Source organism: Methylobacter sp. BBA5.1 (assembly GCF_000746145.1).
In the GTDB taxonomy this organism is placed as follows: domain Bacteria; phylum Pseudomonadota; class Gammaproteobacteria; order Methylococcales; family Methylomonadaceae; genus Methylobacter; species Methylobacter marinus.
Window position 1 is genome coordinate 106,707 of sequence record NZ_JQKS01000006.1, and the last position, 21,222, is coordinate 127,928.

Annotated in this window: 20 protein-coding genes; 7 read left to right on the plus strand and 13 right to left on the minus strand. The window is 50.3% G+C overall.

Features of this window, described 5'->3' with window-relative positions; genetic code table 11:
* The first annotated feature begins 30 nt into the window (after positions 1-30).
* Positions 31-579, plus strand: a complete 549-nt coding sequence (locus EK22_RS05575) for a hypothetical protein (protein ID WP_152565007.1) — start codon at positions 31-33, stop codon at positions 577-579.
* A 435-nt stretch (positions 580-1,014) separates the two neighbouring features.
* Here EK22_RS05575 and EK22_RS05580 read toward each other — a convergent pair whose 3' ends face one another.
* On the minus strand, positions 1,015-1,452 hold the full coding sequence (locus EK22_RS05580) for a hypothetical protein (RefSeq protein ID WP_152565008.1): 438 nt from the start codon (positions 1,450-1,452) through the stop codon (positions 1,015-1,017).
* 357 nt (positions 1,453-1,809) lie between these two features.
* On the opposite strand from EK22_RS05580, the gene EK22_RS05585 reads away from it, so the two are divergent.
* Entirely contained in the window at positions 1,810-2,331 is a 522-nt protein-coding gene (locus tag EK22_RS05585; protein WP_036248838.1) for a DUF1264 domain-containing protein, read from the plus strand.
* A 236-nt stretch (positions 2,332-2,567) separates the two neighbouring features.
* On the opposite strand, the gene EK22_RS05590 is transcribed toward EK22_RS05585, so the two are convergent.
* Positions 2,568-2,849: a type II toxin-antitoxin system ParD family antitoxin gene (locus EK22_RS05590; protein ID WP_036248841.1), complete on the minus strand. Its 282-nt coding sequence runs from the start codon at positions 2,847-2,849 to the stop codon at positions 2,568-2,570.
* Positions 2,850-3,188: 339 nt separating this feature from the next.
* Between EK22_RS05590 and EK22_RS25195 the strand changes: the two genes are divergently transcribed.
* Both EK22_RS25195 and EK22_RS05600 read left to right on the plus strand, forming a co-directional pair.
* On the plus strand, positions 3,189-3,641 hold the full coding sequence (locus EK22_RS25195) for a pilin (RefSeq protein WP_036248844.1): 453 nt from the start codon (positions 3,189-3,191) through the stop codon (positions 3,639-3,641).
* A 204-nt stretch (positions 3,642-3,845) separates the two neighbouring features.
* Positions 3,846-5,345, plus strand: a complete 1,500-nt coding sequence (locus EK22_RS05600; protein WP_036248846.1) for a hypothetical protein — start codon at positions 3,846-3,848, stop codon at positions 5,343-5,345.
* Between the two features lie 43 nt (positions 5,346-5,388).
* Here the strand turns inward: EK22_RS05600 and EK22_RS05605 are convergent, their stop codons facing one another.
* Positions 5,389-5,865, minus strand: coding sequence for a CinA family protein (locus tag EK22_RS05605; RefSeq protein ID WP_036248963.1), 477 nt, complete (start codon positions 5,863-5,865; stop codon positions 5,389-5,391).
* A gap of 36 nt (positions 5,866-5,901) precedes the next feature.
* On the opposite strand from EK22_RS05605, the gene mutS reads away from it, so the two are divergent.
* A complete protein-coding gene (gene mutS / locus EK22_RS05610; RefSeq protein ID WP_036248849.1) occupies positions 5,902-8,469 on the plus strand; it encodes a DNA mismatch repair protein MutS in 2,568 nt (855 codons plus the stop codon).
* Positions 8,470-8,843: 374 nt separating this feature from the next.
* On the opposite strand, the gene EK22_RS05615 is transcribed toward mutS, so the two are convergent.
* The 9 genes from EK22_RS05615 to rpsB form a co-directional block, all read right to left on the minus strand.
* Positions 8,844-9,566, minus strand: coding sequence for a DsbC family protein (locus EK22_RS05615; RefSeq protein ID WP_036248851.1), 723 nt, complete (start codon positions 9,564-9,566; stop codon positions 8,844-8,846).
* A 171-nt stretch (positions 9,567-9,737) separates the two neighbouring features.
* Positions 9,738-11,093, minus strand: coding sequence for an RIP metalloprotease RseP (rseP, locus tag EK22_RS05620; RefSeq protein ID WP_036248966.1), 1,356 nt, complete (start codon positions 11,091-11,093; stop codon positions 9,738-9,740).
* Positions 11,094-11,101: 8 nt separating this feature from the next.
* Positions 11,102-12,289, minus strand: a complete 1,188-nt coding sequence (gene ispC / locus EK22_RS05625) for a 1-deoxy-D-xylulose-5-phosphate reductoisomerase (protein ID WP_036248854.1) — start codon at positions 12,287-12,289, stop codon at positions 11,102-11,104.
* Positions 12,286-13,158 carry a phosphatidate cytidylyltransferase gene (locus EK22_RS05630; protein ID WP_036248856.1) on the minus strand — a complete coding sequence of 291 codons (873 nt, stop codon included), beginning with the start codon at positions 13,156-13,158 and terminating at the stop codon, positions 12,286-12,288. The genes ispC and EK22_RS05630 overlap by 4 nt, the downstream gene beginning before the upstream one ends.
* A gap of 28 nt (positions 13,159-13,186) precedes the next feature.
* Positions 13,187-13,954 carry an isoprenyl transferase gene (locus tag EK22_RS05635; protein ID WP_020157881.1) on the minus strand — a complete coding sequence of 256 codons (768 nt, stop codon included), beginning with the start codon at positions 13,952-13,954 and terminating at the stop codon, positions 13,187-13,189.
* Positions 13,955-13,967: 13 nt separating this feature from the next.
* A complete protein-coding gene (gene frr / locus EK22_RS05640; protein ID WP_020157882.1) occupies positions 13,968-14,525 on the minus strand; it encodes a ribosome recycling factor in 558 nt (185 codons plus the stop codon).
* Positions 14,518-15,249 (minus strand): UMP kinase, encoded by a 732-nt coding sequence (gene pyrH, locus EK22_RS05645; protein WP_027147033.1) that lies wholly within the window; start codon positions 15,247-15,249, stop codon positions 14,518-14,520. Before pyrH ends, frr begins: the two co-directional genes overlap by 8 nt.
* Positions 15,250-15,311: 62 nt before the next feature.
* A complete protein-coding gene (gene tsf, locus EK22_RS05650; protein ID WP_027147034.1) occupies positions 15,312-16,193 on the minus strand; it encodes a translation elongation factor Ts in 882 nt (293 codons plus the stop codon).
* A gap of 113 nt (positions 16,194-16,306) precedes the next feature.
* Positions 16,307-17,050: a 30S ribosomal protein S2 gene (gene rpsB, locus EK22_RS05655; protein WP_027147035.1), complete on the minus strand. Its 744-nt coding sequence runs from the start codon at positions 17,048-17,050 to the stop codon at positions 16,307-16,309.
* Positions 17,051-17,343: 293 nt separating this feature from the next.
* Between rpsB and map the strand changes: the two genes are divergently transcribed.
* Entirely contained in the window at positions 17,344-18,108 is a 765-nt protein-coding gene (gene map / locus EK22_RS05660) for a type I methionyl aminopeptidase (protein WP_036248860.1), read from the plus strand.
* Positions 18,105-20,750 (plus strand): [protein-PII] uridylyltransferase, encoded by a 2,646-nt coding sequence (gene glnD, locus EK22_RS05665; protein WP_020157887.1) that lies wholly within the window; start codon positions 18,105-18,107, stop codon positions 20,748-20,750. The genes map and glnD overlap by 4 nt, the downstream gene beginning before the upstream one ends.
* 17 nt (positions 20,751-20,767) lie before the next feature.
* Here the strand turns inward: glnD and EK22_RS05670 are convergent, their stop codons facing one another.
* The gene (locus tag EK22_RS05670) at positions 20,768-21,160 is read right to left on the minus strand and encodes a hypothetical protein (protein ID WP_036248863.1); all 393 of its coding nucleotides are present in this window, start codon (positions 21,158-21,160) and stop codon (positions 20,768-20,770) included.
* Positions 21,161-21,222 lie beyond the last annotated feature (62 nt).

The following is a 21,222-nucleotide window of genomic DNA, read 5'->3' on the forward strand; positions in this document are numbered from 1 at the left end:
ATGAACAAGGAAAAAGAAATAGCAGGCCTAATGCCGGAAGTTATCAAAAAATCACGCCGATACAGCGATTTCTTTGCTTACCCTGAAGATCGGGAACTCGAGGAATTAAGAATCGTTCATTCGCTGAAGGAATCGCTGGAAATTACCAATGTCGCATTTTTTGACCAGGCCAACACCCGTGGTCGCGGCAATGATCCGCCCGATTGCGAAGCCCTGCTGCTGGATGGCAGGAGACTGGGCGTTGAAGTGACGGAACTGGTCGACCCCGAGGCCATCATGGCCCACAAAAACGGCGCCCTCACGCAATGGGCCGAATGGGATGAAGACAAGCTGATAAACTCGATCACGCAACGCCTCAAAGCCAAGGATATCGCCAAGAACATCAAGGGCGGCCCGTACGATATCTATATGGTGATCATCCATACGGACGAGCCTATCCTCAACTTTGATTACACGTTTCCGATCCTGTCGGACTATCCGTTCCGCTATTACTCGGTTATAGACCGGGCTTTCCTGCTGATGTCCTATGACCCGAAATACCGCTGCTGTCCCTATATCGAATTGAACATCAAAAATTAGAGATGGTTGGGTTGGTTTTTCCGTCAACCCAACCTATGGAATAAAATTACCGAAGTTGAACAATTTTTATCTCTGTTTTTTAACTGACGTTATGTACAGACCGATGGGTATGTCGGCCGGGTTGTCAATGCAGGTCCAGCGGTGAGCGCGATGTCTTTATGCCCTTTGGGTATACATCGCGACGGACTGGTCAATTTTAAGTCGCGATGTGGGCATCGCTCCCACGGAAGGTCAATGATTGGCTCAGGGCCTAAGATCCCCTGAAGACATATAAGTAAAGAGCATGGGCATAAGCACCAAAATAGCGTAAAGAAGTACTACGCCCCCGATAACCAGTAGGAAATTATACAAATTTTTCATAATACAGCGCCTATTCTCTTGTTGATTTACAGAGTCATCAAGCACTGGCGTTATATCCCTGCCTGAAGACAGGCTCTATGGCGCTTTCAGATTCAAAACAATGCCGGCACCATCGACCGACGGCTGTTTTTCTCCCTCCACCTCTTGCGTCATGACCGCGCTACCGCTTAATTCCAGCGTTCGTTGCTTTTTAGTCGAAAACAGATCCTGCGAGGCGGCATTTGACTTGCTCTTCTGCCCGGCGTTTTCACCCACTTCAAATGGAATGGAGAGATCGAGCGGTTTTGGAAGTTGAGTTGCCTGGTCGGCATTGTCCGCGTCCAGTGCGGGCGCGTCTTTCGCAACGGGGAGATTCTTTCGCCCGGCTAGTGTTTTGTTTTCGGCCTGATCCTGTTCCGCGCTAACGGATACGCTGGTTTTTTCCACGTCGGTATCGGCAACGGCTGCATATCCATATAAAAAAAGGCAGAAGCCCATCATAAGATTCAATAACGCTATGCTGTAATTTCTCATCGTCTATTCCACTTCAGCCATAAAGTCATACATCCAGAATGATCATGCTATATCTGTGAACCGCACTAAAATATGACAAATATCAGGATAAAAAAATCCAAAGCAGTGTCTCCGACAGATCGGATTGGACTGTGCGTGATCCGGCATAAGGACTTTGAAAGGCCGGGTTATTCAATCCCGCCGTCTATTATCCGCCCTTCGCGGCACGCCAGTCCCGATGCCGTAACCTTGAACGAAAATAGTTCCCGTCAGTCCTATTTTTTATTAATGAATGCAAGCGATTAATCCCGGAGTATGGATTTTTATGCCCTGTTTCCATCATATTTTACTGAAATCAGTCAGTTAAGGAGATCACCCATGAAAACGTGGTTTTTTCTCATGATGACATCGATAGCAACCCTCTTCGCATCCAACCATCTGAATGCCGAGGAACAACCCAAAACTCCGGCCCAAGGCTACAATATCCATGTCACCGCGCCGCATCGCCATGAAGATGGCTCCGTGCACGGCCCCTATCACCATTACTGCAAGCCGATCAAACCCGAGATCCTGCAATGCATGATCTTTTTATCGGACGATCCCAATGCCGAGCTCATTGAGATCGAATACTTCGTCGACCAGAAACTCGCTCGCTCCAGCGTGACGCTGGAACAATGGAATAAGCATTTCCACGACCACAAGGTGGAAATCGCCTCCGGCCGCGTGCAAGTACACGATGTGCCGCCCGAGAAAGCCAAGGAAATTGCCGATGCGGCCGCCAAAACCGACGGCATCATCTTCCATCTATGGCCCGTAGGCGCCAAATTGCCGAACGGCGAGGTGACATTTCCGACCGCCGTCAGTCATAAGCCTGTGGACAAGCTTGAGGTGTCGGAATAGAAGGATTAGGGCAGGTTCACAAGTGTTTTATATTGTGGAGGCGACCCAACCTACTCCGCTAAGGATTGGGTTAACCTGAATATTTCACCACGAAGGACACGAAGTACACGAAGGCTTTTCAATTCAATTACTTGCAAATATTTCATAATGAGCTCATGAAGTTATCGGTGAGAAATGATAATGCCATGATTTTCTTCGTGTTCTTCGTGTTCTCTGGGTTTCATGAAATATCCGGGTTAGTGCTGATCCGCGTCTTGAGACAAAAGCCGCTGCCGCGCTTCCGCTTTGATCGCGTTTATATCGGCCAGACGGCCGGGGCCGCTTTCGAGGCCAGTCCGCCAAAGGCTACGTAACTCCGCGAGTTCATTTTGTTGCAAAGCACGTTTCAGCTTCCAATCGCGCAAAGCCTCCCGGATGACCTCACTGCTACTGGCATATTCGCCGCTTTCGACGCACTGGCGAACAACAGCCGCCATTTCAGGAGTTAAAGCAATACTTAATTTTTCAACATGAGCCATAATTAGCACCTCCTTTCTCTTATGGTAATAATAATTCCTACCAATGACAATATCCTATACAGTACTTTATAAAAGGCTTTTGATTGTGTCTTGATGGCTCTCGTTAAATTGGCCAGGCATCGGATTTTCGGCTCGTAGAATTCATGCAGACCGGCACAAACTGACCTTTTTTGTCATTATCTGACACAGACTGACGTTTTTGACGGTATTGCCAAATAGCATTTCGACCTTCCCCCCATCCCTGAAACCCTGCAAAATCACGCTTCGCACATTTTGGCACGGCCTTTGCAATATTACTGACGTAACTCTAACTTTCCATAATAAAAAAGGAAAAGCACCATGAAAACTCAAATAAGAAAAGCACAACAAGGTTTTACCTTGATCGAATTAATGATCGTCGTTGCGATCATCGGTATTTTGGCGGCGATTGCGATCCCTGCTTATCAGGATTATGTAACTCGCGCTCAGGTATCAGAAGCAGTTGAGCTTCTTGGCGGATTAAAAACCCCATTAGCTGAATACAGTGCAGATGCAGGCGCTTGGCCATCAGCAATCGTTGCACCAACTGCAGCTGCGACAGCCACGGAAATTCCAGGCACTATAACTGGCAAGTACGCAACTGTGACTGCCACTGTTACGGGTGCATATCCTGTCGGCAGCATCACTGCTACGATGACATCCGGCCAAGCAAACACAAAAACAGTAATAATGGCTACTGCTGATGGCGGCGCTACCTGGACCTGCAACACTGGAACTGTAGACAAAAAATGGATGCCAGCCGCTTGCCGTTAAGCCTAATAATTATTTAAACAATAGTTTAGAACCGCTCAGGGAAGTCTGAGCGGTTTTTTTGTCCTCTTGAAATATTTTTGGCTGATAAAGCCGCGCTCGTGCCGCTCATCGCTTTGGGAATCCATATATATTACGAATCTTCAGGTTTTATAAAAATGACTATAATTTAGTCATTCTTTAACAACAATCCCTGTTGACCTACTTATGACTGATATTCTCCCCTTTAAGCTGGATGCCGAGTCTGTATACGCCTGGCTGGCCACTTTGGAGCCCCTATCGGCCAATGACAGAATCAACCGGCTCTATACGGTTATTACCAAACTCGGCAGCTCAGCTATTGAAGCGCCTGTGCTCTGTTCTGTTCTGGATCAATTAGCGCCGGCTATTTTGAAGGCGTCCCACAGCCTTGAGCAGATGATGTCCAGTAACAAGCCCTCTCACTCCGCGGATAAAACAAGGAAATTGGTCTATTTTTCCATCCAGCTTACCCAAATGCTCTGTTTCGCTTATGCCGGTATCAGCAATGACAAGGCGCTGACTAAATCACAGCAAGCCTCGATTATTTATAAAGCGATGCAATTGGCCAGTTTATTGACAAGGCGCGGCGCTGTTTTTTATCAGGCCCCTGACTCTACGCTCTGGGCAAGAATCAGCAAGCTTTATTTGCATGCCCAGTCGCTTGATGTTCTAAACCTCGCTATCCAGGACGTTGTTCCCGGTCTGGCCCGGCATCCGACTATTGAAGCGGTTCTGAAGCAAACACTGTTGTTTTCCATTTGTAACGCCTATCGATATTCCGCATTGGAAATTGGCGATATTTTTTCCGCGACGGGCAGGCTCTGCCATTTGCTGGAACTTGACCCGAACCCGTCGGAATCATCATTTTTCTGTTGGCATCCTGAATCGCTGGCAGCCCCGCGCTATACCGATCCCTATAGATCGGAAGAAGATACCTTGTATATTAATACATCCGGTCTCATTCATTACTTGAAATCCAATACAGCGCATCAGCAAAATTACAAAACCTTCCTGTCGACATTGAACCGACTGAACGCTTTTGAAACAATCAGGAAATCGACTGATCCCTTGAATCCTGTCGAATGCAATATAGCGATAGGAATCGCCAAGACGGCCCAATTCCTGACAATGCTGATCAACAAATATCGCATTCTTGAGCTGAGCGGGGCTATGGAAGAGCAAGCACAGCCTGCAAAACTGGAACTAGAGCCCATGGAACATGAAAAAAACACCTTCAGTTTGCTTACAGCCAAGCTTTTGAAGGATGAAAAACCGGCATTTATCATCAATACCCGAGCCTTTAAAACCCATACCCCTTACTTTTACATGGCAAAAATCAGCCAGGATTGCGCCATCGGGGAACCGCTGGTTTTCATACGCGAGAATAAAAGGCCGTTACTGGCTATTATCCGGCACCTGCGCATCGAGCCCGTAGTCAACATGAAAAACATACTGCTGGAGATTCTGGACGGCGATGTTTATCCGATAGAGCGCAATGAAAAAGAAGGATTCATCATTAAGTATCCGGCCGGAACAACCGAAGTGATTCTGACCCCGGATAACCATGCGACAGGAACCGAGTTTTTTATCGATAAGGGGTTAATAAGCGGGACCTTTCGACTGGATAGATTCATTGAATCAACGGCGCACTTTATGCGCTTTCAGGTGAGCCGGGTTATCGACTGATTGTCGGATTAGCCGCGCCAGCCCAAGCTGTAAAACCCGGCCGCTATAAAACAACCCCTTCCAGGGCCATTTTTACGGTTTGTTTCCTGATTTGCCGCCGGTTTCCGGCAAATTGTTTTCTTATCACTTCGGAGCCGCCGTTTTTGCATTGCCAGGCGATAAAAACCGTACCTACCGGCTTGTCCGGCGTGCCGCCATCGGGCCCGGCTATGCCGGTTACGGCGCAGGCGCAATCCGCATCGCTGTTTGCCAGGGCTCCAGCCGCCATTTCCATTGCCGTCTCGGCGCTGACGGCGCCGTATTGTTCCAGCGTGTCCTGCCTGACGCCCAGCATTTGTACTTTGGCGGCATTGCTGTAAGTCACAAAGCCCCGATCAAACCATGCCGAGCTGCCCGGTACTTCGGTAATGGCTTGCGCGATCCAGCCGCCGGTACACGATTCGGCTGTGGCTATTTTCTTGCCTCTGGCTTTTAGCAAGCCTCCCAACTGTTCGGCTCGTTCAAATATTTCATTATCCATGATGGTGACTCCCGCGACTTCGGATAAAATAGGCGTATGAGTATAAAACAAAATTCCACTACCCCACACACACCGATGATGCGGCAATATTTGCGCATCAAGTCCAACCACCCCGATACACTGGTCTTTTACCGCATGGGGGATTTTTACGAACTGTTCTTTGACGATGCCAAGAAAGCGGCGCAACTGCTGGATATTACCTTGACCAGCCGCGGCCACTCGGCCGGCATGCCGATTGCCATGGCCGGCATTCCTTATCATGCGGCCGAAGGTTATATTGCCAGACTGTTAAGACAGGGCGAGTCCGTCGCGATTTGCGAGCAAATCGGCGATCCGGCGACTTCAAAAGGCCCTGTCGAACGCAAGGTGGTGCGCATCGTAACACCTGGCACGGTCACGGACGAGGCCCTGCTTGAAGACCGGAAGGATAATCTGCTGATCGCTGTCTGCGTCCTGAACCAGCAGCACGGCATCGCAACCTTAGACTTGACCAGCGGCCGTTTTATCCTGCAACAGGTCGAATCCGAAGACCAGTTGCTCAGCGAAATCGGCCGCCTCAACCCCGCCGAACTGCTGTTCAGCGAAGACTGGGCGATGCCGGCCGCCATCAAGCAACGCAGCGGCCTGTGCCGCCGTCCGCCCTGGCATTTCGAGACCGAAAGCGCCAGGCAACTGGTGTTAAAGCAATTCAATACGCATGACCTGAAGGGCTTCGGCTGTGAACATATGCCGGCCGCCGTCGCTGCCGCCGGCGCCCTGCTGCAATACGTAAAAGATACGCAGCAAAGCGCACTGCCGCACATTCAGGGCATACGCATTGAAAACAGCGACGACAGCATCGTGCTCGATGCGGCCAGCCGCCGTAATCTTGAGCTGGACACGCATCCGTCCGGGCAACTGCAGTACACCTTGTTCGGCGTGCTGGACAAAACCGCCACGGCCATGGGCAGCCGCTGCCTGCGGCGCTGGATCAACCGGCCGTTGCGGGATCGTGCCGTGCTGAACGATCGCTATGCCTGTGTCGATACCTTACTGAACGGCCAGCTGTACCGCGAGGTGCAGACCCAACTGCGGCAGGTCGGCGACATTGAACGGATCAGCTCGCGTATTGCGTTAAAATCGGCGCGGCCTCGGGACTTGCTGGTGCTGCGCAATACGCTGGCGGTTCTGCCGGCCTTGCAGCAGGTGCTCGGAGCCAGTGACAATGCGCAGCTGACGCAGTTAAGCACCAGAATCGGCGAGCAGCCGGTGATGCTGGCATTGCTTGAGAAAGCCATCATCGATAATCCGCCCGTGCTGATCCGCGACGGCGGTATCATTGCGCCGGGCTACAGTCAGACGCTCGATGAGTTGCGCAACCTGAGCCAGAATGCCGACCAGTTTCTGATCGACATGGAAAACCGGGAAAAAGCCGCGACCGGCATTACTAATCTCAAGGTCAATTACAACCGCGTGCAGGGCTACTATATCGAGATATCGCGCCTGCAGGCCGAGAAAGTGCCCGACCATTACATCCGCAAACAGACTCTGAAAGGCGTCGAGCGTTATATTACCGAAGAGCTGAAATCGTTTGAGGATAAAGTCCTCAGCGCGCGCGAGAAATCGCTGGCGTTCGAAAAATCCCTGTATGAGGAACTGCTGACGATCATCGCCGCGTCCCTGATCCCGCTGCAGGAATGCGCCGCCGCGCTGGCTGAGCTCGATGTCCTGGTCAATTTCGCCGAACGCGCCGATACGCTGAATCTGTCGGCTCCGGCGCTGGTTGACGAGCCCGGCATCGACATCGAGGCGGGCCGGCATCTGGTGGTTGAGCAGGTGTCCGATATTCCGTTCGTGCCCAATGACCTGTCCTTTTCCAGCCAGCGCCGCATGCTGATCATCACCGGCCCGAATATGGGCGGCAAATCCACGTACATGCGCCAGGCGGCGTTGATTGTGCTGATCGCGCATATCGGCTGTTATGTGCCGGCCAAAGCGCTGACCTGCGGCCCCGTGGACAAGATTTTCACGCGCATAGGCGCATCCGACGACCTGGCCAGCGGACGGTCGACGTTTATGGTGGAAATGTCCGAAACCGCTAATATTTTGCACAACGCGACTTCGCAAAGCCTGATTTTAATGGATGAGATCGGCCGGGGCACGAGCACCTTCGACGGCCTGTCGCTGGCCTGGGCCTGCGCCGATTATCTGGCCAAGGAGACCCAGGCGTTTACCTTGTTCGCCACGCATTATTTCGAGCTAACGACCCTGGCCGATGAGCAGGCCTCCATTCATAACGTGCATCTGGATGCCATGGAGCATGGAGACCGGATTATTTTCCTGCACGCCGTCAAGGAAGGGCCGGCCAATCAGAGTTACGGACTGCAAGTGGCCTCGCTGGCCGGCGTACCGCGCTCCGTGATCGACAAGGCCAAAGCCAAATTAGAGCATCTGGAAAACAATGCTTATATCGAGCAGCAGGCGGAAGCCGGGACTAATCAACTGGATTTATTCTTAGCCAAGGAATGTCATCCTGCCGTGTGTTTATTGGAGGAAATGAATCCGGATGAGGTCAGCCCCCGTGAGGCTTTAGATTTGCTCTACCGGCTTAAGGGGATGGTTTAGAAGAGTAAGCTAGCAATCAGCCGTTACTTGAAGGCAACGGCTGTTGTGAAAATTGAGTATTGTTATTGACAGGCCTGCCTGAAAAAGACAGTAGGATTTATGAAAACCTCTGGCGCCTTGCCAGCCAGTGAATATGGATTGTTTTCATGGCGATGAAGCCTGTAGGCAATGTTTCCGGCCGACAAGCAAACGCTCCAGACTTAGTCAGTCTTGCTCTGACGAGTAAATTTTGCAGAGTATTCATAGTGCGAATGAATTCGCACCTACAATTTACCCGCCATAATTAAATTGACCGAGCACCAGGACGATAAACCCGGCATTTATAAGTTCAGCATTTTTCAAGAAGGGCGACCAACCGGTCGCCCTCACAGGGTTTATTTCGCGGCTTTTTCGTTTTCCAGAACTTCAACCAACTGTTTGGCCGGCAGATAGCCCGGATAAATCGCGCCGTTTTCAGTCACGATCATCGGTGTGCCTCTTGCTTCAAATTCCGCGCCGAGTTGCATGTGCTCGTCAACCGGATTGTCACAGGTTTTGGCTTTCGGGGTTTCGCCTTTTTTAGCCGCTGTTAAGGCCGCATTGCGGTCGTCGGCGCACCAGACGGAAACCGCCTTGTTGTAGGAATCGGAACCTTTTCCGGCTCTCGGGAAGAACAAATACTGGATGGTAATGCCTTCGGCCATGTATTGATCGAGTTCCGAATGCAGTTTGCGGCAATAGCCGCAATCGATATCGGTAAACACGGAAACCTTATATTTGCTTACCTTCGGCTTAAACACGATCATTTTATCCTGGCCGACTTTTTCGAGAGCCAGTTTGCGTGTGCCGTTTAATTTTTCCTCCGTTAAATCGGTACGCGCCGCCACATCGATTAAATGACCCTGCAGCAAATATTTACCGTCATCGGATACATAATAGATATTCGCGCCGATGGCGACCTCATAAAGCCCGTTGATTTCGGAAGGTTTGATGGAGTCGATTTTTACTTCCGGCATGGATTTGGAGAACGCCTGCCGGATAGCGTCTTCATCCGCATGAGCGGCGGACAAGGCCAGGCCGAACAGGGACAGCGCAGCAATCTTGATAACTTTTTTCATGGTTTTTCTCGTTTTTCCTTTGCATTGTAGGGTACGCATTGCGTACCTTTATTGTGACTCACCCGGAACTCATCCGAAACATTTATATTAAGGAGGTACACGATGCGTGCCCTACGTGACTTGGCCGGACAGGTAAACTGAATGCATAACATCAGTGATTAAACAGCAGACCTAACCCTGAAATAATCGCTCAATATCCAGCACCATGGCCAATGCCATCAAAAACACCAGCAAGGCGATACCGATCTGCTGGAAGAAAAGTTGCATTTTTTCTGAAACGGGACTGCCCTTAACCGCTTCAATGGCGAAAAACACCAAATGCCCGCCATCCAGCACTGGTATAGGCAATAAATTGAGCACGCCCAGACTGACGCTGACCAGGGCAAGAAATTTCAGGAAATGGGTCAAGCCCATTGTGGCTGACTGCCCTGCAAACTGGGCGATGCTGATTGGACCGCTTAAATTTTCCACGGAAGCTTGGCCGATCAGCATTTTGCCCATCATTTTCAGGGTTGATACGGAATAACCATAAGTCTTTTCCAGAGCAGCGGGCACTGCCTCCAGCGGCCCCAAGGCATACTCGACACGTATGGATTCCATCAAATCTTCCGGCACATGAACGGATGCCCCGATTTTTCCCTCGGGCTTTTGTTCGGATATGACGCGCTTAGGCGTCAGCGCAATCGGCAAACGTCTGTCATCTCGTTCGATAATCAGCTTGATCTCGACGCCGGGATGCTCTTTCACATAGTCCACCCACTGTACCCAGTTATTGATTTCATTACCGTCGGCGCTGATGATCAGATCCCCCGACTGCAAACCGGCTTCCGCGGCCGCGCCGTCGGTAAGCACTTGCCCTATGACCGGCTTCAGGTCCGGTGTCCAGGGTTTAAAACCCAACCGTTTATACAAAACCTCGGGGTCATGGCTGTCCGATTCGGAAATGTGCAGGATTTTGGTACTTTGCTGATCCTCGAAATTTCTGACTTTGACTGCTATTTGCTGCTCGCTATCAAGCGCGGAAGCGATTAAGACTCCCATGGCTTCAGCCCAGGTTGGCGTCGATTTATCATTGACGGCGATGATCTCATCACCTTCGGCAAAACCGGCCTCCGCCGCTAAAGTGCCCTGCTCGACCGGACCGAGTATCGGCTTGATGCCCATCTCGCCTATGACCAGCACGCTCCAGAACAGGGCAATGGCAAGCACCAGGTTGAATATAGGACCTGCCGCCACGATCGCCGATTTTGCCAGCAAGGATTGCCGATTAAAAGCATAAGGCAGATCCTCTTTTTTGACCTCGCCTTCGCGCTCATCGACCATTTTGACATAGCCGCCCAGCGGGATAGCCGATATGACATACTCTGTTGAGTCAGGATTTTTCTGATAGGACCACAACACTTTGCCGAAGCCCACGGAAAACCTGAGCACTTTGACCCCGGCTCTACGGGCTACCCAAAAGTGCCCGAATTCATGAAATGAAACCAGGATACCGATAGCGATGATGAAATAAAACAGAGTATGCATGAAAATTGTCAACCAGTAAGCTCGTCAATAATTTGGTTAGACAACTTTCTGGCTTGTTTATCCACGTCTAGAATAATTTCCAGGCTATCGGCCGGTTTGGCATCGAATTCCTTCATGCAACGCTCAATAATGACCGGGATATCGGTAAAGCGCACGCGCTCATTCAAAAAGGCGTCCACCGCTATTTCATTGGCGGCATTCAAGACGGTCGGCATGATGCCGCCGGCATTGATGGCTTCATAAGCAAGACGCAGACAGGGGAAGCGCTCAAGATTCGGCTCTTGAAAATCCATGCGCCCGACATCGAAAATATTCAGCGGTTCGACGCCGGAATCGAACCGTTCCGGCCAGGCCATGGAATGAGCGATGGGAATGCGCATATCCGGGTTGCCCATCTGCGCCAGCACGGTCCCGTCCACGTAATCGACCATCGAATGGATGACGCTTTGCGGATGGATGACGACCTGTATCTGGTCCGGCGTCATATTGAACAAAAGACAGGCTTCGATCATTTCCAGGCCCTTGTTCATCATCGTGGCGGAATCGACCGAAATTTTCCGGCCCATATCCCAGTTAGGATGGGCGACCGCCTGAGCCGGGGTCACATGCGGCATTTGCTCTAATGGCATCTCGCGGAACGGTCCGCCCGAAGCGGTCAGCAGAATGCGTCTGGCCTGTGTTGCCCGTACGCCGGTTTTATAGCCGGCTGGCATGCATTGAAATATGGCGTTATGCTCGCTGTCGATCGGCAGCAACTGCGCTCCTGAATCGGCTACCGTCCGCATGAAAATATCGCCGGACATGACCAGCGCTTCTTTATTCGCCAGCAATACGGTTTTGCCGGCTTTTGCCGCGGCCAGACTGGGCAGCAGGCCTGCCGCGCCGACGATCGCCGCCATGACTGAATCGACGTTATCGAGTGTGGCGACATGCTCCAACGCATGGACGCCGGACAGGACCTTGATATCCGCCACTGGTGAATTTTTCAGCTTGTCCTTGAATGCGTGAACCTTGCTTTCATCGACAACAACCGCGTATTCAGGATGATGCGCCAGACATTGTTCGTATAACGCATCGATGTTGGTATTGGCCGTTAACGCGACAACCTCGTAAAGATGGGCATGTCTGGCCGCCACATCCAACGTACTGACGCCAATCGAGCCGGTCGCTCCGAGTATGCAAATGCCCTTTTTCATGACACCAGCCTGTAAATCAGGAATATGCCGGCATAGAAAAACGGTGCCGCGGCAATCAGGCTGTCGATGCGATCCAGAATGCCACCGTGTCCGGGCAGAATGGACCCACTGTCTTTTACGCCTCGCTGGCGCTTAACCAGACTGAAAAACAGGTCGCCATAAATAGAAAGCAGTACGGTCAAGACCGACAGCAGGACAAAGTCCGATGCGATCATCAAGTCAAAGCCATAGATCAGGCTCAAAGCAACAGCGCAAACCAGGCCGGCTATTAATGCGCCATACATGCCGGCCAATGTTTTGCCGGGGCTGATTTCAGGCGCCAGCTGGGTTTGTCCGTATTTTTTGCCGACAAAATAGGCGACAATATCGGCCGCCCAGATCAGGATCAGGAAATAAAAAGCCATTTCCACATCGTAAAAAGCTCTCAGCCGGCTAAAGAACATCCAGGCCGACAATAACACAAACCAGCCGATCAACGCTTTATAACGCGTTTTCAACTCCAGTTTCAGCAAGCCGGATGGCGTGTTTCTGATCAATATCATGATCAGTATCCAGAATAACACCGGGATGATCACCAGCCAGTCCAATGCGCCTGAATAATCCCTGACATCGGGCCAATCGAAGGCCTGCGCCACAATCTCCAGCAGTTGGGTCCAGAAATGCACGCCCAGCATCGGCAGAACCAATGCCAGCAATAACAGGCTCCGCTTTACCGGCGAACTGATGCCTGCCAGATTGCCCCATTCCCATGCCGCAACTAGAATGATCAACCCAAAAACTAATGAAAAATATGTCGAGGACAACTGGAACACAGCCAGTATGACCAAAGGAGCCAATATTGAGGCCGTTATAATTCGCTGAAGTAACATTATATTAATTATTGTGATTATTAAGGTTTTAGAGGGTGACAGCTTTATTAAGCACCTGCTCTCCGGTATGGCCAAAGCGCCGCTGCCGGCTTTTAAAGCTCTTAATAGCGTCTTCAATTGAATTCTGGTCGAAATCCGGCCAGAGCGTTGATGTAAAGTACAGCTCTGTATAGGCTAATTGCCAGAGCAGAAAATTACTCACGCGTTGCTCGCCGCCTGTTCTGATGAACAGGTCGGGCTCGGGCAGGTCAGCGGTGGATAAATACCGTTCGATCAACTTTTCACTGATTTCCTGGTTTTCCAACTCTCCGGCCGCCATTTTTTCAGCGATTTTCCGGAAAGCCTGACACATATCCCAGCGACCTCCATAATTTGCCGCCACAACAAGGGTTAAGCCCTTGTTATCCTTTGTCCTCGCCTCTCCTTCGGCAATCTTAGCCTGTAATTTATCTGGAAACGCCGTCCTGTCGCCGATAAATCGCAAGCGGATATCGTTACGGTGCAGTTTGTCGATTTCTCGTTGCAAGGTTGTGATAAACAAGCTCATCAACATGGAGACCTCTTCCTGCGGACGTCGCCAGTTCTCACTGCTAAAAGCGAACAATGACAAGACCTCGATCTCCTGCTTTGCGCAGTATTCGACAACCTTTCTGACAGCTTTGACCCCGGCCTGATGCCCCATCGGGCGCGGCATAAAACGTTTTTGCGCCCAGCGGCCATTTCCATCCATGATAATGGCAATATGGCGCGGCTTGTTATTATCTGATTCTAAACTGATGGAATCATCATCTGACATTGTTAAATCTCAGTTAAATTGACAGCAGATCCGCCTCTTTGGCTTCCAATAATTTCTCCACTTCCTTGACATATTGATCGGTCAATTTCTGGATTTTTTCCTCGGCAGCACGTGCTTCGTCCTCGGAAATCATTTTTTCCTTCAACGCCTCCTTTATTTCCGAGTTGGCATCGCGGCGAATATTTCTGATCGCCACACGGCCATTCTCTGCCTCATGCCTGACCACCTTCACCAGATCGCGGCGACGCTCTTCAGTCAGCGGCGGCAATGGAATGCGGATAGTCATGCCGTTGGTAGCCGGATTCAATCCCAGATCCGACTTCATAATCGCTTTTTCGATCGCCTGTACCATGCCCTTCTCCCACGGGGTAATGGTCAAAGTACGCGCATCTTCAACAGCCACATTGGCCACCTGCGACAGCGACGATTCAGTACCGTAGTAGGAAACAGTTATTTGATCCAATAAGCTCGGATGCGCCCTGCCCGTTCTTATTTTTGAAAATTCATGTTTTAACGCTTCTATGCTTTTGCCCATGCGGGTGGCAGCACTTTGGTGGATATCACTAATCATTATGTGTTCCTCGTTGAATAAGGGAGCCGATCTCTTCGCCCATCATCAGTTTCATTACCGCGCCTTTCTCAAAAATATTCATGACCCGCATGGGTAAATTATTGTCCCTGCATAATACCAGTGCGGTTGCATCCATGACATTCAAACGTTGATCCAGCGCCTCATCATAAGTCAATCGTGAATAAAATACTGCATCCTTTACTTTTTCGGGGTCCGCCGAATAGACACCCTTGACCTTCGTCGCTTTAATCATCAACTCTGCATTGATTTCAATCGCTCTAAGACTGGCTGCCGAATCGGTTGTAAAAAAAGGATTGCCCGTTCCGGCCGCGAAAATGACTACGCGACCTTTTTCCAGATGCCTGACGGCACGACGCCGTATGTAATCTTCGCACACCTGATTGATTTTCAGGGCGGACATCACCCTGACCTGCAGGCCTAAATGTTCCAGCGCGTCCTGCATGGCCAAGGCATTGATGACCGTGGCCAGCATGCCCATCTGGTCACTGGTTACGCGATCCAGACCTTCCGAGGCTTTTTCCGCACCACGCAGGATATTACCGCCACCGATAACCAGTCCGATCTGGATACCCACATCACATAAATCTTTAATTTCCATGGCGAGACGTTTAACAATATCGGAATCGATACTGCCACCTGCCTCACTCATTAGAGCCTCACCGCTTAACTTAAGTAAAATTCTCTGGCAAATCAGCTTAGTCATATTCAATCGGGGACCGGTATTCATTAGCACAAGGTTCCCCGGCCGGCGGCCGGGGAGTTTTCTTAACTGCCTCTAACTTGAGCCATAACCTCTTCGGCAAAGTTTTCTTCTTTCTTTTCAATGCCCTCGCCCACTTCATAGCGTGTGAAACGAACAACACTGTTACCTTTTGAAGCCACCAGTTTGCCGACGCTGATTTTGTCGTCTTTAACAAAAGGTTGACCCAGCAAGGTAATTTCGGCCAGGAACTTGCTGATCCGGCCGGCAATCATTTTCTCGATAATTTCCGCAGGCTTTCCGCTTTCCGCCGCTTGCGCCGAGAAGATTTCCTTCTCTTTCTCAATCAGTTCCGCGGGAACTTGATCTTCGGAAACACATTCAGGCTTGCTCGCGGCAATGTGCATCGCGATATCCTTGCCCAGCTCGCTGTCCGCTTTGGCCAATTCGACGATAACGCCGATTTTGCTGCCATGCAGATAGCAGGCGGTGCCGCCTTCCGCGGTATGGTACTTTGCAAAACGTCTAATAGTAATATTCTCGCCCAGTTTTGCAATCAGACCACGACGGACATCATCAACGGTATTGCCGTCGGCCAATTTCATAGCCAGTAATTGCTCTTCTGTGTCAATATCTGAAACCAGCAAAGCAGCCGTTACATTATTAACGAAAGCAACGAAATCATCACCCTTGGCAACAAAATCAGTTTCACAGTTAATATCGACGATCACCGCTGTTTTCGCATCATCGCTGATTTTAGCGCCGATAACGCCTTCGGCGGCAGTACGGCCTGATTTTTTATCGGCTTTGGCCAGGCCGGATTTACGCATGTTTTCAATAGCCAGTTCCAGGTCGCCATTGGTCTCAACCAGCGCTTTTTTGCATTCCATCATGCCGGAACCGGTTCTTTCACGCAGTTCCTTAACCATTGCTGCAGTAATACTCATTCTTTTTTCCTCACTGTTCGTACTATAAAAACGCCCCCGTGAGGAGGCGTTTTTTCTTGATCTAAACCCTAACTCCTCACAGGACCCTGCCTGCTAAAAATCAAGGGCGCAAATTATTCTGTTGCCGCGGATTCTTCAACGAAGTCATCGGTTTTTGCCGACAGTTCCAGACTTGCCGATTTAGCTTCCATTACAGCCGCGGAAACACTTTGACAATATAATGAAACCGCTCGAATTGAGTCGTCATTACCCGGAATAACGTAATCGATTCTTTCCGGAGAGTTGTTGGAGTCAACAACGCCGACTACCGGAATGCCTAATTTCTTCGCTTCGCTGATCGCATTTTTCTCATACCCGACATCCAGTACGAAAATCACATCAGGAATGCCTTTCATATCTTTAATGCCGCCCAGGCTGCGCTCGAGTTTTTCGAGTTCGCGCTCCATGCCCAGCGCTTCTTTCTTGCTGAATCGTTGATAAAGCGTGCCGTCAGCTTTCATGGCTTCCAGTTCTTTAAGACGATTGATTGATTTCTTGATGGTTTTGAAGTTGGTCAGCATGCCGCCTAACCAGCGATGATTGACATAAGGCATGCCACAACGTTTCGCTTCTTCCGCAACCACTTTGCGTGCTGCTTTTTTAGTACCGACAAACAGGATGGTACCTTTGTTTGCCGACATTTGACCCAGATAATTCATTGCATCATTAAACAACGGAAGCGTTTTTTCCAAATCGATGATATGGATTTTGTTACGCGCGCCGAACAGGTAGTTAGCCATTTTCGGGTTCCAGTAACGGGTTTGGTGTCCAAAATGAACACCCGCCTCAAGCATTTGACGCATGGATACTGCTGCCATTAATTTCTCCTAAGATTAAAAATCGGACGCTTGTCCGAGCTGGGTTACGCCTCCACCTATCCCGCCTGGAAACCAGTCCGATAAATCAGGCCAGCACCCTGCCAGACGTGACGATAAGCGTGAGTATTAATACAAAAATGAACTTAGCTTTATACCATAATTAGTTTTTTACAACAAGATAATCTCTGTTAAACTCTGTCCCATGTCATATACTGACCAACTTTCAAAACCAGACAGTTATCTTGTCGCGCCTGTCATCCGTCACAAATAACCCTAAACAAGTAAGAATCTCCATGAGCATAATCATCAAAACCGAAAATGAAATCGAAAAAATGCGTATCGCCGGAAGACTGGCCGCCGAAGTTTTGGAAATGATTGCGCCCCATGTGGTTCCGGGAGTTACCACTGATCAACTCGATAAAATCTGCCATGATTATATTGTCAACGTGCAGAAGGCCATACCGGCGCCGCTTAATTATCACGGTTTTCCCAAATCCATATGCACCTCCATCAATCATCAGGTCTGCCATGGCATCCCCAGTGAAAAGAAACTTAAATCGGGCGACATCGTCAATATCGATATTACGGTTATTAAAGATGAGTACCATGGGGATACCAGCAAAATGTTCTGCGTAGGAGAAGTCAGCCCGCACGCCAAGAGACTGGTCAACGTCACCCGCGAAGCCATGTTCCTCGGCATCGAACAAGTCAAACCCGGAGCCACCCTGGGCGATATCGGCCACGCCATACAGAAGCATGCCGAGGCCAACCGATACTCCGTGGTCAGGGAATTTTGCGGCCATGGCATCGGCAAGAAATTCCACGAAGAACCCCAGGTTCTGCACTATGGCAAAGCCGGCACCGGTGAAGTGCTGAAAGCCGGCATGATTTTAACCATCGAACCCATGCTTAACCTCGGCAAGCGCCATGTCAAAGTATTGGCCGACGGCTGGACCGCGGTCACCAAGGACCGGACCCTGTCCGCTCAGTGGGAACATACTATTCTTGTCAAGGCCGACGGTTATGAAATCCTAACCCTGCGCCAGGAAGAAATGTGATCGACTTGAGTTCCCCCAAGCCTGCGACCCTCGCCGGAAAAGACAGCTTGCTGCAATACAAACAACTACTGAAGCAGAAAGACGACGACCTGCGGCAAAAATTCGATCCGCACAGCTCGGTTTCCGGACTACTTGAGGAAAAGTCCGATTTCATCGATGAAATCCTGAGCCGCTGCTGGCAACACTATCTCGGTGATCACGCCCAATCGCTGAGCCTGATTGCCGTGGGGGGCTATGGCCGCAGGGAATTGTTTCCCTATTCCGATATCGATATCGTTATCTTGCTTGATTCCAACGACACCACCCCTTACCAGGAATCATTGACGAATTTTTCCATATTCCTATGGGATATCGGACTAAAGCCCGGGCAAAGCGTGCGCACTATCGAGGAATGCATCAAAGCCGCGCAAGACGATCAGACAATTATGACCAGCCTGATGGAAATGCGCCTGATCACCGGCAACACCGCGCTTTATGAAACACTTAAACAGGCTACCACGCCAGATAAAATCTGGCCTTCCGATCAGTTTTTTATTGCCAAAATGGAAGAACAGCGGCAGCGATACGCCAAATTCCACTGCACTGCCTACAATCTGGAACCCAATATCAAGGAAGGCCCGGGCGGACTGCGCGACATGCAGATTATCGCTTGGGTATTCAAACGCCATTACAATTCCTCCACGCTCAAGGAACTGATCAAATACGGCTTTCTGCCGGAATCGGAATATTTGCAATTGGTTTCAGCCCTGGACGTGCTCTGGCGCATTCGCTATGCGCTGCACCTGCTGACCAATCGAGCCGAGGACCGGCTGATTTTTGATTACCAGCGCGATCTTGCCGAGCAATTCGGTTTCAGCACGGAGGACCAGGCTTACAATCAGGACGTCGAGCAGTTTATGCAGTTTTATTTTAAAACGGTACTCGGACTCGAGCGCCTTAATGAAATGCTGCTGCAACTATTCAACGAACGCTTCGTCTGCGGCGAAGGCGTCTACAGACCATTGCCTTTTAACGCTAAATTTTCCGTTATCAATGGCTATCTTGAAGCAACCGAGGACAGCATTTTCGAGCAGGAACCGACCGCTTTACTGGAAATCTTTTTAATCCTGCAACAAAACTCCTCGCTCAAAGGAATCAGAGCCACGACCATTCGCCTGATCCGCAAGAACCTGTACCTGATCGACGACGGGTTCCGCCAGAATAAAACGGCCAACCGCCTGTTCATGGAAATATTTCGTCAACCGCGAGGCATTACCCACCAACTAAGGCGCATGAACCGTTACGGCGTGCTGGCCGCCTATATACCCGGCTTCGCCAATATCGTCGCGCGCATGCAATATGATTTATTCCATATCTATACCGTGGATGAACATACGATTTTCGTAATCGGCAACCTGCGCCGGTTTGCACTGGAAAAACATATTAATGAACTGCCTTTTTGCAATGATATTTTTCTCCTGATCGCCAAACCGGAGATTCTATATATTGCCGCCCTGTTTCACGACATTGCCAAAGGCCGAAACGGCGACCATTCCACGATAGGCGAGGAAATCGCCAAACGCTTCTGCGTTCAGCACGACCTGTCGCCGCACGACACCAAGCTAATCACCTGGCTGGTCCGCAACCACCTGATCATGTCGATGACCGCCCAACGCAAAGACATCGGCGACCCCGATGTCATCCATGAATTCGCCCAGCAAGTAGGCAGCATCGAATACCTGAATTATCTGTATTTACTGACCGTGGCCGATATTCGCGCCACCAATCCGGAACTGTGGAATTCCTGGAAAGACGCCTTACTGCAAGAGCTTTACTCGGTCACGCACAGCGCCCTGCACAGAGGCCTGGAGAATCCGGTAGCGCTGGAGGACCGGATACTCGAAAACAAAAAAGAAGCGGAAGACGAACTACTCAAGCTTGGCATATCAGAACCGGCGATTCACAAGTCCTGGCAACATGCCAGCGATGATTACTTCCTCAGATATTCGGCTGATGAAATAGCCTGGCACACGATCGCCATCGCCTCTTCCAGCGAGGACGACCTGCCCCTGGTTCTGCTGCGCCCTCAAACCCAGCGGGGCAGCGCCGAAGTGTTTATTTATACCCAAAATGAAGAGGCTGTTTTTTCCATCAGCACGGCCACCCTGGACCAGCTAGGGCTTACGATTCTGGACGCCAGAATCATGACCACGCTGGATAATTATGTGCTCAATAGTTTCCAGGTACTGGAACAGTCAGGTGAACCCATCAATGAACTGTTCAGGGAAGTCCATATCTGCACGACCCTGCGCCACAACCTGCTGCACCGGGAAGTAAAAGCCCATAAAAATATTCATCGCCAATCAAGACAGGCCAAGCATTTCCCCATCCCGACCAGCATTCAATTTCATACCGACCCTTTAAACAGGCACACCATCATAGAACTGATCACGACCGACCATGCCGGCCTTCTATCCAAAATCGGCCAAGCCTTCATGCAGCAGAACATCCATCTGCACAGCGCGAAAATCACCACGATCGGCAGTCGCGCCGAAGATATGTTTTATATTACCGACTCGCGGTTGCAGCCCATCCACGACACGGCCAAGCAAGAACGGATACGCGATGAAATCCTTAAAATGCTGGAAGTCGGCGGTAACTGAAATAGCCGCCATACCGGTCAAAAGGCAAAGCCATCGTTTGACGCCAGGGTTTTTTCGATAAACCGGACCAACCGGTTGTAGTCACTCCTTCCCATATCGACATAGCGCATGCCGATCTTACAGAGATCGCTGGAGATACGCCGTGAATAGGAAATATGGCAGCGCGCCGCGACAGGCGATATCTTCCCATCCTCATCAGGCAACTCCAGACTGATGGACCACTCTACCGGCCTGCCGCCGCGTACGTAACTGCCGCCCGGCGTCATCACGTTGCGTTGCCTCATATCACACTGAATACAGACCTCCGCGCCATTGGTATCCACCGCTAAGACATTTAACTGCACACCATCCTCGTTGGCGACAACCGCTGAAAGTTGCTTTGAAATTTTGGGATAAAATTTTTTATGCATTGCTTCGGTTCTCAACAAATTGGTTGCTAGCAATTCTAGCCCAAAAAAATACCGGCTTAAGC